At 66.0% G+C, this 14,101-nt stretch carries 12 protein-coding genes and 2 tRNA genes; 4 read left to right on the plus strand and 10 right to left on the minus strand.

Going from position 1 to position 14,101, the window contains the following annotated elements:
• From pheT to thrS, 6 genes are all read right to left on the minus strand, one after another.
• A partial coding sequence (gene pheT / locus K0M70_RS09070) for a phenylalanine--tRNA ligase subunit beta (protein WP_290781490.1) occupies nt 1-2,254 on the minus strand: 2,254 nt, incomplete at its 3' end.
• On the minus strand, nt 2,251-3,276 hold the full coding sequence (pheS, locus tag K0M70_RS09075; RefSeq protein WP_290781492.1) for a phenylalanine--tRNA ligase subunit alpha: 1,026 nt from the start codon (nt 3,274-3,276) through the stop codon (nt 2,251-2,253). The genes pheT and pheS, both read right to left, overlap by 4 nt.
• Nucleotides 3,277-3,384: 108 nt before the next feature.
• Entirely contained in the window at nt 3,385-3,744 is a 360-nt protein-coding gene (gene rplT / locus K0M70_RS09080) for a 50S ribosomal protein L20 (protein ID WP_290781493.1), read from the minus strand.
• A 13-nt stretch (nt 3,745-3,757) separates the two neighbouring features.
• Nucleotides 3,758-3,961, minus strand: coding sequence for a 50S ribosomal protein L35 (gene rpmI / locus K0M70_RS09085; RefSeq protein WP_290781495.1), 204 nt, complete (start codon nt 3,959-3,961; stop codon nt 3,758-3,760).
• A 228-nt stretch (nt 3,962-4,189) separates the two neighbouring features.
• Entirely contained in the window at nt 4,190-4,717 is a 528-nt protein-coding gene (gene infC, locus K0M70_RS09090) for a translation initiation factor IF-3 (protein WP_290781506.1), read from the minus strand.
• A 42-nt stretch (nt 4,718-4,759) separates the two neighbouring features.
• On the minus strand, nt 4,760-6,667 hold the full coding sequence (gene thrS, locus K0M70_RS09095) for a threonine--tRNA ligase (RefSeq protein ID WP_290781496.1): 1,908 nt from the start codon (nt 6,665-6,667) through the stop codon (nt 4,760-4,762).
• Nucleotides 6,668-6,940: 273 nt separating this feature from the next.
• Between thrS and K0M70_RS09100 the strand changes: the two genes are divergently transcribed.
• Both K0M70_RS09100 and K0M70_RS09105 read left to right on the plus strand, forming a co-directional pair.
• Nucleotides 6,941-7,876: an aminotransferase class IV gene (locus K0M70_RS09100; RefSeq protein ID WP_290781497.1), complete on the plus strand. Its 936-nt coding sequence runs from the start codon at nt 6,941-6,943 to the stop codon at nt 7,874-7,876.
• Nucleotides 7,873-8,607 carry a hypothetical protein gene (locus K0M70_RS09105; RefSeq protein WP_290781499.1) on the plus strand — a complete coding sequence of 245 codons (735 nt, stop codon included), beginning with the start codon at nt 7,873-7,875 and terminating at the stop codon, nt 8,605-8,607. Before K0M70_RS09100 ends, K0M70_RS09105 begins: the two co-directional genes overlap by 4 nt.
• Nucleotides 8,608-8,719: 112 nt before the next feature.
• Here the strand turns inward: K0M70_RS09105 and K0M70_RS09110 are convergent.
• The 3 genes from K0M70_RS09110 to uvrB form a co-directional block, all read right to left on the minus strand.
• Nucleotides 8,720-8,794 (minus strand) — tRNA-Val (locus K0M70_RS09110).
• 73 nt (nt 8,795-8,867) lie between these two features.
• Nucleotides 8,868-9,119: a hypothetical protein gene (locus K0M70_RS09115; protein ID WP_290781500.1), complete on the minus strand. Its 252-nt coding sequence runs from the start codon at nt 9,117-9,119 to the stop codon at nt 8,868-8,870.
• A 132-nt stretch (nt 9,120-9,251) separates the two neighbouring features.
• On the minus strand, nt 9,252-11,267 hold the full coding sequence (gene uvrB / locus K0M70_RS09120) for an excinuclease ABC subunit UvrB (protein WP_290781501.1): 2,016 nt from the start codon (nt 11,265-11,267) through the stop codon (nt 9,252-9,254).
• Between the two features lie 143 nt (nt 11,268-11,410).
• Between uvrB and K0M70_RS09125 the strand changes: the two genes are divergently transcribed.
• Entirely contained in the window at nt 11,411-11,941 is a 531-nt protein-coding gene (locus tag K0M70_RS09125; protein WP_290781502.1) for a GspH/FimT family pseudopilin, read from the plus strand.
• A 51-nt stretch (nt 11,942-11,992) separates the two neighbouring features.
• Nucleotides 11,993-12,069 (plus strand) — tRNA-Asn (locus K0M70_RS09130).
• Between the two features lie 124 nt (nt 12,070-12,193).
• On the opposite strand, the gene K0M70_RS09135 is transcribed toward K0M70_RS09130, so the two are convergent.
• Nucleotides 12,194-14,101: TonB-dependent receptor (locus K0M70_RS09135; protein ID WP_290781504.1), on the minus strand; the 1,908-nt coding region annotated here is incomplete at its 5' end.

Here is a 14,101-nt window from a genome sequence, read left to right on the forward strand (position 1 = left end):
CCAGACTCTTTGACCCGGTGTCTAGGCCCGGACCAACGTAGCGGTCGAACAGCCGGACCTCGCGCAGCAGGGGCCCGAGCGCGGCTTCCAGGCTGGCCCGCAGGGCCGCCCAGGGGGTGGATTCCGGCACGACCAGCGCGATGTCCCGGCGGACGGACGGGTAGCGCGACAGCTCGCTGGCCCGGGGCACGGCCCGCTCGGCCAGCGGGGCCAGGTCCAGTTCGAAACCCACCACCTCGCCGTCCAGGTCCAGGGCCTTGGCCAGGCCCGGATGCAGGTGGCCGACCCAGCCGATGCGCTGGCCGTCGCGCCAGACCGAGGCGCTGCGGCCCGGGTGGCCGAACGGGCTGGCGTCGGGGCGGAACTCGGCGGTGGCGTTGGCCAGGGCCAGCAGGGCCTCGACGTCGGCCTTGAGGTCGAAGAAATCCACTTCGCGGTCGTCGGCATTCCACTGTTCGCTGGCCTGGCGGCCGCAGGCCACGGCGGCGATGCGCGGGGTTTCCAGCGGTGCGCCTTCGGTCAGCTGGAACACCCGGCCCAGCTCGAACAGCCGCACGCGCGGCTGCTGGCGGGCGCGGTTGCGCGCCAGCGCGTCCACCAGGCCGGGCAGCAGCGACGTGCGCATGACGCCCAGCTCGCCGCTCAGCGGATTGGCCAGGGCCACGGCGCCGGCCTGCAGCTGCCAGGTGGCCAGGGTGCCGCCGTCCACGAAGGCGTAATTGATGGCTTCCAGGTAGCCGCGGCCGGTGAGCTGGCGGCGCAGCACGGCGTCGGCCACCCTGCCCTCCACGGGCGCGGCCAGGCGGATCTGCCCGGACGGCGTGGTGGTGGGTATGGCGTCATAGCCGTGGATGCGGGCCACTTCCTCGATCAGGTCTTCTTCGATGGCGATGTCGAAGCGGCGGGTCGGCGGCAGCACCGACCAGCCTTCGGCCGTGGCCGCAACCTGCATGCCCAGCGCGCGCAGGATGCGCTCGACCTCGGCGTCGGCCACGGTGATGCCCAGCACGCGCGCCAGGCGGGCGCGGCGCAGCGCCACGGGCTGCGGCTGCGGCAGGTGTTCGGGCAGCGCGGCCTCGGTGATGGCGCCGGCGCGGCCGCCCATCACCTGCAGCACCAGCGCGGTGGCGCGCTCGAGCGCGTAGCGCGGCAGCTGCGGGTCCACGCCGCGCTCGAACCGGTGCGAGGCGTCGGTGTGCAGGCCGATGCGGCGCGCGCGTCCGATGATGACAGACGGGGCGAAGTGCGCGCTTTCCATGAACACACGGGTGGTGGCGTCGGTGACGCGGGTTTCCCAGCCGCCCATCACGCCGGCCAGCGCCACCGGGCGATCGCCGTCGGTGATCAGCAGGAAGCCGTCGTCCAGCGCCACGTCGCGTTCGTCCAGCAGCTTGAGCGTTTCGCCCTTGCGGCCGCGGCGCACGCCCACCGGGCCGTGGAGCGTGTCGGCGTCGAAGGCGTGCATCGGCTGGCCCAGTTCCAGCATCACGTAGTTGGTGATGTCCACCAGCGGGCTGATCGGGCGCAGGCCGGCGCGCTTGAGTCGCTCGGTCAGCCACAGCGGCGAGCGCGCGGCGGCGTCCACGCCTTCGATCACGCGCCCGCAGTAGCGGGGGCAGTCGGCGCCGGCGTGCAGATCCACCGCCAGCGAAGCCTGGCTGGTGATCGCCGCTTCGGGGATTTCCAGCGCGTTCACCTGCGCCGACAGCGCGGCCGCCACGTCGAACGCCACGCCGCGCACGCTGAAGCAGTCGGCGCGGTTGGGCGTGAGCTTGAGCTCGAAGCTGGCGTCGGGCAGGCCAAGGTAAGCGGCCATCGGCGAGCCCACGGGCGCATCGGCCGGCAGCTCCAGCAGGCCCGACGCGTCGGCGTCGATGCCCAGCTCCTTGGCCGAACACAGCATGCCCTGCGAATCCACGCCGCGCAGCTTGGCCGCGCCGATCACCATGCCGCCCGGCAGCGTGGCGCCGACCATGGCCAGCGGTGCCTTCAGGCCCGGGCGCGCGTTCGGCGCGCCGCAGACGATCTGCACGCTCTGGCCGCCACCGATGGCCACCTGGCACACCTGCAGGCGGTCGGCTTCGGGATGCCTGGCGCAGGACACGATCTCGGCAACGATGACGCCGTCCAGGCCTTCGCCCAGCACCTGGGCATCTTCCACTTCCAGGCCGATGGCGGTGAGGCGCGCGGACAGTTCGTCGCGCGTGGCGGAAACAGTGACGTGCTCGCGCAGCCAGCTTTCGGGGAACTTCATGCGAACTGCCTCAGGAAGCGGGCGTCATTTTCAAAGAAGCTGCGCAGGTCGTTGACGCCGTAGCGCAGCATCGCGAAGCGCTCCACGCCAAGGCCGAAGGCGAAGCCCGTGTATTTTTCCGGATCGATGCCGCATGCGCGCAGCACGTTGGGATGGACCATGCCGCAGCCCAGCACTTCCAGCCAGCGCGTGCTGCCGTCGGGCTGCTGCCAGGCGATGTCCACTTCGGCCGACGGCTCGGTGAACGGGAAATAGCTGGGGCGGAAGCGCATTTCGAAATCGCGCTCGAAGAACGCGCGCACGAACTCGGCCAGCGTGCCCTTGAGGTCGGCGAAGCTGGAGGTTTCGTCAATCAGCAGACCCTCCACCTGGTGGAACATCGGCGTGTGGGTCTGGTCGGAGTCGCTGCGGTAAACCTTGCCGGCGGCGATCATGCGCAGCGGCGGGCCGCTGTTGTCGGCCACGGCCTGCTGCATGAAGCGAACCTGCACGCCCGACGTGTGGGTGCGCAGCAGGCGCGCCTCGCCCTGGGCATCGGGCGGGAAATAGAAGGTGTCGTGCATCGCGCGCGCCGGATGGTGCGGCGGGAAGTTCAGGGCTTCGAAGTTGTGGAAGTCGTCTTCGATCTCCGGCCCGTCGGCCAGCTGGTAGCCCAGGCGCGCGAAGATATCGGTGATGCGTTCGAGCGTGCGCGACACCGGGTGCAGGTTGCCCACTTCGGCGCCGCGGCCAGGCAGCGACACGTCAACACGCTCGGAGGCCAGGCGCTGGGCAAGCGCGGCGTCTTCCAGCGTTGCCTTGCGGGCGTTGATGGCCTCGGCCACGGCATCCTTGGCGCGGTTAACCGCCTCGCCGGCCAGCTTGCGCTGGTCGGGCGCCATCGCGCCCAGCTGCTTGAGCTGGCCGGTGATGCTGCCGGACTTGCCCAGCAGCGACACGCGCAGGGCATCCAGCGCGTCCAGGCTGGCGGCGGCGTCGATGTCGGCCAGGGCCGATCGGGTGAGGGTGTCGAGCTCGGTCATTCGCAGGTCCACTTGTGTGCATTGCCCTGAAACGAAAATGGGGAAGGACTCTCGCCCTTCCCCACTTTGATCGCACCCGCTGGCGGCATGCCGCCGCGGGGCTTGGCCTTACGCCGCGAGAGCGCGCTTGGCCTGCTCTGCGATCGCGCCAAAAGCGACGGGATCGTGCATGGCGATGTCAGCCAGGGCCTTGCGGTCCAGGGTGATGTTCGCCTTCAACAGGCCATTCATGAAGCGGCTGTAGCTCAGGCCGTGCATGCGGGCGGCCGCGTTGATGCGGACGATCCAGATGCTGCGGAACTGACGCTTCTTCTGCTTGCGACCGATGTACGCGTACTGCAGGGCCTTGGTGACGGCCTGCTTGGCAACGCGGAAGACCTTGCGACGGGCGTTGTAGTAGCCCTTCGCCATCTTGATGACTTTCTTGTGCCGGCGGCGCGCCGTTACACCACGCTTGACTCGTGCCATGGTTCAGTCCTCCTCAGAGATAGGGCAATTGACGCATCAGACGGCCGGCATCCGAGGCGCAGACATGGTTGGTCTGCCTCAGGTTGCGCTTCCGCTTGGTCGCCTTCTTGGTGAGGATGTGGCTACGGTTCGCGTGGCCGCACTTGAACTTGCCGGAAGCGGTCTTCCGGAAGCGCTTCGCGGCCGCGCGATGGGTCTTGATCTTGTTCTTGGCCATGGGTGTCCCTTCTTGGGTTCGTTTATTACTGACCTGGGCGGTGGCTTGCGCCACACTTTCCGTCCTGCCCGTGTCGGCTTGTAAGTCTCTGGTTTCCTTGGGGAAACCATGACAGGTCCATGACGGCTTCGCCCGATGACCTGGGCCCGGATGCCGCACCGGGAGCCCGCCGGAAACCCGGCGAGCCGCGAATTATGCAACAAATCCAATGCTTTGTGTAGCGGCGCCTTATTTCTTCTTCGGGGCGACCATCATGATCATCTGGCGGCCTTCCAGGCGCGGGCGCTGCTCGATCACCACTTCGTCGGCCAGGTCGGCCTCGATGCGCTTGGCCATTTCCATGCCCAGCTCCTGGTGGGCCATCTCGCGGCCCTTGAAGCGGATGTTGACCTTGACCTTGTCGCCCTCTTCCAGGAAGCGGCGCAGGTTGCGCAGCTTGATGACGTAGTCGCCGTCGTCGGTGGTCGGGCGGAACTTGAGTTCCTTGATCTCGACGATCTTCTGCTTCTTCTTGGCCGCGTTGGCCTTCTTCTGCAGGTCGAACTTGTACTTGCCGTAATCCATGATGCGGCAAACCGGCGGATCCGCGGTTGGCTGGATCTCAACCAGGTCTACGCCCGATTCCTCGGCCAGCGCGATGGCTTCGTCGCGCGTCAGCACGCCCACCATTTCGCCGTCGAGACCGATCACGCGCACGCGCGGGACGCGGATCTCGAGATTCTTTCGGTTGCCTTTGTCAGTAGATGAAGTATTGATTCGCTTGTTCCTATTTAGTTGAAACCGATCCGGCCGCCGTGATCAGGCGACCGGGCCATTCTCCGCGCGCAGCTTGGCGAGGAAATCCTCGACGGGCATCGAGCCCAGGTCCTCCCCGGACCGCGTGCGTACCGCAATCATCCCATTTTCCTTCTCGCGGTCGCCAACCACCAGCAGGTACGGGACTTTTTGCAGCGTGTGCTCGCGGATCTTATAGCCGATCTTCTCGTTCCGCAAATCGGCCTTGACCCGGAAGCCTTGATTCACAAGGGTTTTCCTAACCGATTCGACCCAATCGGCCTGGGCGTCGGTGATATTCATCACCACCGCCTGCACCGGGGACAGCCAGGCCGGGAAGGCGCCGGCGTGGTTTTCGATCAGGATGCCGAGGAAACGCTCCATCGAACCCACGATGGCGCGGTGCAGCATCACCGGATGCCGCTTGGTGGAGCTTTCGTCCACGTATTCGGCGCCCAGGCGCTCGGGCATCATGAAATCCACCTGCATGGTGCCCAGCTGCCAAGTGCGGCCGATGGCGTCCTTGAGGTGGTATTCGATCTTCGGGCCGTAGAAGGCGCCCTCGCCCGGCAGCTCCTCCCAGGCCACGCCGCAGGCCGACAGCGCGGCGCGCAGGGCGGCCTCGGCCTTGTCCCAGGTGGCGTCGTCGCCCAGCCGCGATTCCGGGCGCAGGGCGATCTTGATCTGCACGTCCTGGAAGCCGAAGTCCTGGTAAACCTTCAGCGCCTGGCGGTGGAAGTCGGTGACCTCGGCCTCGACCTGGTCGGGGGTGCAGAAGATGTGGCCGTCGTCCTGGGTGAAGCCGCGCACGCGCAGGATGCCGTGCAGCGCGCCCGAAGGCTCGTTGCGGTGGCAGGCGCCGAACTCGCCGTAGCGGATCGGCAGGTCGCGGTAGCTGTGCAGGCCCTGGTTGAACACCTGCACGTGGCCCGGGCAGTTCATCGGCTTGAGCGCGTAGGTGCGCTTCTCGGACTCAGTGAAGAACATGTTCTCCTTGTAGTTGTCCCAGTGGCCGGACTTCTTCCACAGGGAAACGTCGAGGATCTGCGGGCAGCGCACTTCCTGGTAACCCGACGCGCGGTAGACGCCGCGCATGTACTGCTCCACCACCTGCCAAAGCTGCCAGCCCTTGGGGTGCCAGAACACCAGGCCCGGCGCCTCTTCCTGCAGGTGGAACAGCTCGAGCTGCTTGGCGATCTTGCGATGGTCGCGCTTCTCGGCTTCCTCAATTTGCGTGAGGTGCGCCTTGAGGTCCTTGTCGTTGAGCCAGGCGGTGCCGTAGATGCGGCTGAGCATCTGGTTGTTGTGGTCGCCGCCCCAGTAGGCGCCCGCGCCCTTCATCAGCTTGAACGCGCGCAGCTTGTCGGTGCCCGGCACGTGCGGGCCACGGCACAGGTCGGTGAACTCGCCCTGGGTATACAGCGACAGGTCCTCGGTGGCCGGGATCGACTGGATGATCTCGGCCTTGTAGTGCTCGCCCATGCCCTGGAAGAACGCCACGGCTTCGTCGCGCGTCTTGACGCTGCGGGTGACCGGCAGCGCTTCCTTGACGATGCGGAGCATCTCGGCCTCGATGGCCGGCAGGTCCTCGAGCGTGAACTGGCGCTCGGAGGCGAAGTCGTAGAAGAAGCCGTTGTCGATCACCGGGCCGATGGTGACCTGGGTGCCCGGGAACAGCCGCTGCACGGCCTGGGCCAGCAGGTGGGCGGTGGAGTGGCGCAGCACGTCCAGCGCGTCGGGATGCTTGTCGGTGACGATTTCCAGCGCGGCGTCGTTTTCGATGACGAAGCTGGCGTCCACCAGCCTGCCGTCCACCTTGCCGCCCAGGGCGGCCTTGGCCAGGCCCGGGCCGATGGACAGCGCGACGTCGGCAACGCTGACGGGATGTTCGAACGGACGGCGGCTGCCGTCGGGAAGCGTGATGTTGATCATGGGGCTCTCGTTGCGCCCGCGCGTGGAAAGCGGCGGGACGGGCTGGCGGGTGTCGGGCAAAAAAAAGAGCGCCAGGCGCCCGTTGCGGATGCGGGACCTGGGGGTGCCATCAGTGGAGGATGGTAGTGCTCATGTCGCACGCTGGGCGCCGGTTTCCCGGGGCCACCTTCTTTCAGCCTCTGACGACGCAAAGGTAGGCCCGGAGCCGCTGAAAGTCAATGAATTCAGTCGTTTCCGGCTAGACTCGGGCCGACATCCACCCGGAACTCGCACATGGCACAGAGCATCCACGACTTCCACGACGACCCGCGCAACGCCGACATCCGGATATGGGTGAACGGCGCGCTGAAAGCACGGGCCGAGGCCACGGTTTCGGTGTTCGACAGCGGCTTCGTGCTGGGCGACGGCGTCTGGGAGGGCCTGCGCGTGGTGGACGGCCATCCGGTGTTCCTGGACGAGCACCTGGACCGCCTGTTCGAAGGGGCCAAGGCGATCGCGCTAGACATCGGCCTGGACCGCCGCGCGCTCACCCGGGCGGTCTACGACACGCTGGCGGCCAACGGCATGCGCGACGGCGTGCACCTGCGCCTGATGGTGTCGCGCGGGGTGAAGCGCACGCCCTACCAGGACCCGCGCGTCACCATCGGGCCGGCCACCGTGGTCATCATCCCCGAGCACAAAATGGCCAAGCCCGAAACGCTGGCGCGGGGCCTGGACCTGTTCACGGTGCACGTGCGCCGCGGCTACCCCGACGTGCAGGACCCCAAGCTCAACAGCCACAGCAAGCTCAACTGCATCACCGCCTGCATCCAGGCCACCGCCGCCGGCGCCGACGAGGCGCTGATGCTCGACCCGCACGGCTTCGTGGCCACCTGCAACTCCACGCACTTCTTCATCGTGCGCAGGGGCGAGGTGTGGACGTCCACCGGCGACTACTGCCTGGGCGGCATCACCCGCGCCAACGTGCTGCGCGCCTGCCGCGAAGCCGGCATCCACTGCTTCGAAAAGAACTTCAGCCTCAGCCAGGTGTATTCAGCCGACGAGGCCTTCACCACCGGCACCTTCGCCGGCCTGGCGCCGGTGCGCATGATCGACGGCCGCGTGATCGGCGACGGCACGCCCGGACCAATGGTGGCGCGCCTGCAGGCGCTTTACCGCGGCCTGGTCGAACGCGACGTGGCCGTCCGCGCAGCGGAGCAGCTGGCATGAAGCCGCTGCGCATCGCCATGTGGAGCAGCCCGCGCAACATCTCCACGGCGATGATGCGGGCCTGGGAGAACCGCGCCGACTGCACCGTGAGCGACGAACCCCTTTACGCGGCCTACCTGGCCGAGACCGGCCTGGAGCATCCGGGTCGCGAAGACATCATCGCCAGCGGCGAAACCGACTGGCGCCGGGTCACCCGGACGCTGCTCGGCCCGGTGCCGGATGGCAAGCCGATCTGGTACCAGAAGCACATGAGCCACCACCTGCTGCCGGAAATGGCCTCGCAGTGGGTGTTCAAGCTCAGCAACGTCTTCCTGATCCGCGATCCGGCCGAGGTGGTGGCGTCCTACCTGAAGTCGCGCGCCGAAGTGACACCCGAGGACATCGGCCTGCCGCAGCAGGGAGAGCTGTTCGACCTGCTGTGCGAGCACCTGGGCGAAGCCCCGCCGGTGATCGATGCCGGCGATTTCCTGCGTGCCCCCGAGGCACACCTGCGGGCGCTGTGTGGCCGGCTTGGCATTGAGTTCTCCGACGCGATGCTGTCGTGGCCGTCCGGCCCGCGCGCCAGCGACGGCATCTGGGCGCCGCACTGGTATGACGCGGTCTGGAAATCCACCGGCTTCGAAGCCTGGCGGGCCCGGGAAAGTGCGCTGGCCGGTGAGTTCGCCGCGGTGGCCGAGGCCTGCCGCCCGGTGTACGAGCGGCTGCGCGCGCACCGGATGCCGGTACCCTGAACGAAAACGACGGGCACAAAAAAACCGCCCTGCTGCCAGCGCGGTTTTTCGTCGTTTTCCGTACTTGAATCCCTTCGAGTCCATCCGACGGGCACCGGGTGCCTGATCTGGATGGTGGGCGATACAGGGTTCGAACCTGTGACCCCTACCATGTCAAGGTAATGCTCTACCGCTGAGCTAATCGCCCCCGAGGGGACGGAAGTATACCCCGGTGACTTGGGCAGGCCAAGCCCCGCGCTCTGGCGAGGGCGCAACCCGGACTAGCGATTGCAGTGGCCGCCGCGCTCCTGGGCTCCAACACGGTCGGCATGCTTCGTGGCCAGGCTGATTTCACAGGCCTTACGCTTGAAGCGATCGATCAGGCCTGGCTCGGCGGCTGGCGCGTCGGACGCCCCGGCCAGCGGCAAGCTGCCAGCCGCCGCCTCCGAGCTCGGGCCGGCCATGCCGGTCAGCAGGCCGGTGGAAAAGATAAAAGCCACGGCAAGCGTGCCGCGCAGTCCCATGGTGGTCATCCCCGACACCCTTGAGAAAGGCCCATGACCCTGGGCGCTCCGGCCCCGGGTTGGACGTTGAGGGCGGCGGATCCCCATCCGCCGGCCCTTTCTTTCTACCCCCCTGCCAGAAGTAATGCAACCGGACCGCGGTCAGGCCATCAGTCCCTGGGTGCGCAGGCGGTGGATTTCGTCGCGGAGCTTGGCGGCCTGCTCGAACTCCAGGTCCTGGGCATGGCGGTGCATGCGGGTTTCGAGCTGCTTGAGGCGGGCCGCCAGCTGGGCCGGGTTGAGCAGGGAGTAGTCGGTGCCCTCCTCCGCCACCTTGCGGCGCTTGTCGCCCGCCTTGGCGTCCTGGGCCTCGGTGCGCGCGCCCTCCATCACGTCCATCACGGCCCGCTTGATGCTGGTGGGCGTGATGCCGTGCTCGAGGTTGTACTCCACCTGGCGCTGGCGGCGGCGGTCGGTTTCGTCTATCGCCGCCTTCATCGAATTGGTGATGCGGTCGGCGTACAGGATGGCCTTGCCCCGCACGTTGCGGGCGGCGCGGCCGATGGTCTGGATCAGCGAACCGGTCGAGCGCAGGAAGCCCTCTTTGTCGGCGTCCAGGATCGCCACCAGCGAAACCTCGGGCATGTCCAGGCCTTCGCGCAGCAGGTTGATGCCCACCAGCACGTCGAACACGCCCAGGCGCAGGTCGCGGATGATTTCCACGCGCTCCACCGTGTCCACGTCGCTGTGCAGGTAGCGCACCTTTACGTCGTGTTCGGCCAGGTAGTCGGTGAGGTTTTCGGCCATCTTCTTGGTGAGCGTGGTGATCAGCACGCGGTCGCCCAGCTTCACGCGCTCGTAGATCTCCGACAGCACGTCGTCCACCTGGGTACCGACCGGGCGGATCTCCACTTCCGGATCGATCAGGCCGGTGGGGCGCACCAGCAGCTCGACGATGTTGTCGCCGGATTTTTCCAGCTCGTACTTGCCGGGCGTGGCCGACACGTAGATGCTGCGCGGCGCGCGGCGCTCCCATTCCTCGAACTTCAGCGGGCGGTTGTCCAGCGCCGAGGGCAACCGGAAACCGAACTGCACCAGGGTTTCCTTGCGCGAACGGTCGCCTTTGTACATCGCACCCAGCTGCGGGATGGTGACGTGGGATTCGTCTATCACCAGCAGCGCGTCGGGCGGCAGGTAGTCGAACAGGCAGGGCGGCGGCTCGCCGGGCATCTGGCCGGTGAGGTGGCGGCTGTAGTTTTCGATGCCGGAACAAAAGCCCACTTCGGCCATCATTTCCAGGTCGTACATGGTGCGCTGCTGCAGCCGCTGCGCTTCCACCAGCTTGTTGGCCTTGTACAGCTCTTCCATCCGGGCGGCGAACTCCACCTTGATGGTTTCGATGGCGTCGAGCACGGTCCGCCGGGTGGTGACGTAGTGCGACTTCGGGTACAGCGTGTAGCGCTGCAGTTTGCGCGCCACGTGGCCCGTCAGGGGGTCGAACAGGGCCACGGTCTCGATTTCGCCGTCGAACAGCTCTATCCGCAGCGCCTCGATCTCGGACTCGGCCGGGTGCACGTCGATGATCTCGCCGCGCACGCGGAAGGCACCGCGTACCAGTTCGGTGTCGTTGCGCTTGTACTGCATCTCGGTGAGGCGCCGGATCAGCTCGCGCTGGTCGATGCGGTCGCCCTTCACCAGGTGCAGCACCATGCGGAAATACTCGTTCGGGTCACCCAGGCCGTAGATGGCCGACACGCTGGCCACCACGATCGAGTCACGCCGCTCCAGCAGGGCCTTGGTTGCCGACAGGCGCATCTGCTCGATGTGCTCGTTGATGTTGCTGTCCTTCTCGATGAAGGTGTCGGTGCTGGGGATGTAGGCCTCGGGCTGGTAGTAATCGTAGTAGCTGACGAAGTATTCCACCGAGTTGTGCGGGAAAAACGACTTGAACTCGCCGTAAAGCTGGGCCGCCAGCGTCTTGTTCGGGGCCAGCACCAGGGTCGGCTTCTGCACCGCCGCGATGACGTTGGCGACGGTGTAGGTCTTGCCCGAGCCGGTGACGCCCAGCAGCGTCTGCTGCGCCAGGCCCGCATCGAAGCCGTCGATCAGGCGCGCGATCGCCTGCGGCTGCTCGCCGGCGGGCTGGTAGGGCGCGACTAGCTGGAAGCGATCGGTCAAGGGTTCAGCCTTCGAAAAAGTGCCCCGATTTTACACTTCCGACCCGTCTTTCCCGTGAACACCCAGTGCCCGACGGGGCGATGGCTGATGCCGCCGGGCGCTGCAAATCGCCACGCTGCGAACGGATCCAGCGGGAGAGCGTCATGCGCGAATCAGGGGTCAGCATGGTCGAAATGCTTGTCTGCATGGCGGTCTGCGCCACGCTGGCGGCCTTGGCAGCGCCCGTTTTCACCGACCTTACCCAACGCAGCCTCGCCGCCGGCGCAAGCAACCAGGTGCTGGGCCTGCTCAACCACGCGCGGTCGGAAGCGGTGATGCGCAGGCGATCCACCGGCATTTGCCCGACCACCGACGCCCATAGCTGCCTGAGAACGAGCGAATGGGGCCTCGGGCTGATGTCCTGGGTGGACGAGAACGCCAACGGCCTGCGCGACGGCGATGAACCGGTGATGCGCGTCATGGACACCGGCGATTTCCGCGGACAGCGCCTTCTGGGTAGTCCCGGGCGCAGCAACCTGGGTTTCCGGGCTGACGGCCGGTCGGCGGGACAAAACGCCACGCTGAAGCTGTGCGGGCGCGACGGAGCGCTGTCAAGGAAGATCATCGTCAACAACGGCGGCCGCGCCCGCATCGAGGCCAGCAGGCGCCCTGAACCCTGCCCACCGGCCACTTGACCGGCCGTGGTGCTTGACCGGGGGCACTAGCTGGGTAAAATACCGAGCTCCGCCCGAATAGCTCAGCCGGTTAGAGCACTTGACTGTTAATCAGGGGGTCGTTGGTTCGAGTCCAACTTCGGGCGCCAAGATTCGAGAAAAAGCCTCGCAGCGATGCGGGGCTTTTTTTTGTCCGCGATTTACGCGCGTGCCGCGACCCAAACAAAAAGCCCGGGCACTGCCCGGGCTCCTTGTTCCCCAAATGCGCTTGCCTCATTCGAAGGTGTACTTGACCCCGACAGTGAAGTAACGGCCCAGCGCACCGGAGAAGTGCATCGGGTTGTAGTTCACCGCACCGTAGGTGGTCGGGTCGAGCGGGGCGATGCGGTCGAATACGTTTGCCACCGAGGCATTGAGCTCAAAGGCGTCGGTCACATTCCAACGGCCAGACAGGTCGACGGTGGTGAAAGAGGAAATCTTTTCCACCGGCGTTCCGTCTTCATAGAAGGCTTGGTAGTCGCCGCCACGCTTGTCGATGTTGTCCATTTTGCCGATGTAGTTGGCGATACCGCTGACGCTCCATGCTCCCTGCCGCCAGGTGGTGCCGAAGTTGACCTTGTCCTTCGGCGTGCCGATGCAGTTGGTCACATCGCAGTTACCGTGTGTGCCAGCGTAGTCAACAGTCTCACCACCCTCGGTCCGTTCGAACTTCAGTACATGGCTCCATTGCAGATCCATCTCCAGTTGGCCAGGACCGATGTCGAAGGTTTGGCGCACGTCGGTGTCGATACCGCGGACACGCGAGGAATTGGCGTTCACATACGCCGTGTTGACCGCGAGAATGCTGCCGCTGTTGGCAACGCCACCGATGTTGTTAATGTCACGCAGCACATTGCCTGCGCGGATGGCTGCATTGGTGCTGCCTTGAGCAATCTCGTTGGTGCGCTTGATCTGCCAAGCGTCGACGGTCAGGGAGGTGCTGGAGGTAGGCTGCAGCACGACGCCCAGCGAATAACTCTTGGACTCTTCCGGCTTCAGGTCCTTGTTCGGACGGGTAATGATGGCCACCGTCCGGGCCGTGCATTCGTTGGCGGGGTCGATGAGGCAGCGCACCGGGTCGGACGCATTGGAAAATGCAGCCAGGCCGCCGTCGCCGTTCTCGGCGGGGTTCGGTGCGCGGAACCCTTCGGCATAGCTGGCGCGCAGGGCGATCCAGTCGGCCGGGGTCCACTTCACGCCAAGCTTTGGCGTAGCCTTTCCTTCACCGCTTTCGTATTTGTCGTAACGCATAGCCGCCGACAGTTCCAGCTGTTCCAGCACAGGTGCAGACAGCTCGACGTAGCCGGCGTACACGTTTTGGGTGCCATCATAGGCCGAGTAGCCCAAGCCGATGATGTCACCCTCGTCGGTATAGGTCTGTGGAGTCAGGCTATTGCTGGTCTTGCGCCATTCGGTACCGACCGCCAGTCCGAGCGGGCCGCCCTTGAGGTCCATGAGACTGCGAGAGACCGTGAAGTCGAACATGTCCAAGCCGGACTTTGCACGGGCGCTGATGGTCGGAGAGATGTAATCGTACAGAGCCTGCGAATTGAGGTTGGCATTGTCACCGATACGCCACACGCCGCCTGCGCAGTTCGGGTCAGCCAGGGCGCACTGCACGGCGCTGTAGCGCAGAAATCCGGTGCGCTTGTTGACGAGATCGGTAGCCGAATGCAGGTAAGCGGTGTCGTAGCTCCATTCACCCCAGTTGCCTTTTACGCCCACCAGGAAGCGGTTGAACTCGTTGGTGTTGTTGGTGACGCGTGGGCCCACGTCCCACGCCGAATAGCGCAGCCTGGACGCCTGCCCGGGAATGGGATTGTCGGGATGGTCCGGGCCAAGCACGGTGGCCTTTGAGCCGCTGTTTGCGGTTACCACGCCACCGGGGAAGCCCCAAGTGCCCGCCGCCCCGGAGGGCGTATTGCTGAAGATCGTTTCCTTCTTCGAGTAACCAATTTCGGTATAGATCTCGCCACCTTCACCGAAGGCAAAACTGGCACGACCGAACACGTTGACGTACTTCTCTTCCGGAGTCAGATCACGGTATTGCTGGGACGGATCCCACAGGCAGCCCTGTGCCTGTGCGGTGGCATCCGTCTGGCCAGGTATCGTTGTGAGGTTCGCACAACCCGGCAGCGCAAC

The organism is Arenimonas sp. (assembly GCF_019459675.1).
Taxonomy (GTDB): domain Bacteria; phylum Pseudomonadota; class Gammaproteobacteria; order Xanthomonadales; family Xanthomonadaceae; genus Arenimonas.

Coding starts and splice junctions, on each gene's coding strand:
- pheS (WP_290781492.1), bottom strand. CDS start 3,276: ATGACCGAGCTCGACACCCTCACCCGATCGGCCCTGGCCGACATCGAC.
- rplT (WP_290781493.1), bottom strand. CDS start 3,744: ATGGCACGAGTCAAGCGTGGTGTAACGGCGCGCCGCCGGCACAAGAAA.
- rpmI (WP_290781495.1), bottom strand. CDS start 3,961: ATGGCCAAGAACAAGATCAAGACCCATCGCGCGGCCGCGAAGCGCTTC.
- thrS (WP_290781496.1), bottom strand. CDS start 6,667: ATGATCAACATCACGCTTCCCGACGGCAGCCGCCGTCCGTTCGAACAT.
- K0M70_RS09100 (WP_290781497.1), top strand. CDS start 6,941: ATGGCACAGAGCATCCACGACTTCCACGACGACCCGCGCAACGCCGAC.
- K0M70_RS09105 (WP_290781499.1), top strand. CDS start 7,873: ATGAAGCCGCTGCGCATCGCCATGTGGAGCAGCCCGCGCAACATCTCC.
- K0M70_RS09115 (WP_290781500.1), bottom strand. CDS start 9,119: ATGACCACCATGGGACTGCGCGGCACGCTTGCCGTGGCTTTTATCTTT.
- K0M70_RS09125 (WP_290781502.1), top strand. CDS start 11,411: ATGCGCGAATCAGGGGTCAGCATGGTCGAAATGCTTGTCTGCATGGCG.